The sequence below is a fragment of the [Flexibacter] sp. ATCC 35208 genome (assembly GCF_001975825.1).
GTDB lineage: Bacteria > Bacteroidota > Bacteroidia > Chitinophagales > Chitinophagaceae > Chitinophaga.
Window position 1 is genome coordinate 1 of sequence record NZ_MTKN01000306.1, and the last position, 437, is coordinate 437.

The 437-nt window shown below is 35.0% G+C and carries 1 protein-coding gene; it reads left to right on the top strand.

Features of this window, described 5'->3' with window-relative positions; translation table 11 throughout:
- On the top strand, positions 1-437 hold a 437-nt coding region (locus tag BW716_RS35650), incomplete at both ends, for an outer membrane beta-barrel protein (RefSeq protein WP_179091444.1).

Below are 437 nucleotides of genomic sequence, written 5' to 3' on the forward strand. Positions count from 1 at the left end.
GCGATGTTAACAAGTTCTTTTGCTTTTGCCCAAGATGAGACTGAAGCATCAGTTTCGCCAGCAACCACTTGGGGAGGATCAGCAGATGCTTATTATAAATATGATTTTTCAAAACAAATGAATGGATTAACGAGCTTTACCAACTCACAAGATTCATTCGAATTAGGGATGGCCTCAATTCAGGCAGCGCATACGTTCGGAAAAGCTTCAGTTTTTGTAGACTTAGGTTTTGGAAAAAGAGCAGGGGAATTTTCATATAATGAAACAACAGATAAAGATATTACCGCAAAATTTTTAATTAAACAATTGTTTTTTACTTATCAGGTTTCAGATGAATTTAAAGTAGTTGCAGGTAGTTTTGGTACACATATAGGGTATGAAGTATTAGATGCAATAAGCAATAAGAACTATAGTATGTCTTACGCTTTCTCTTATGG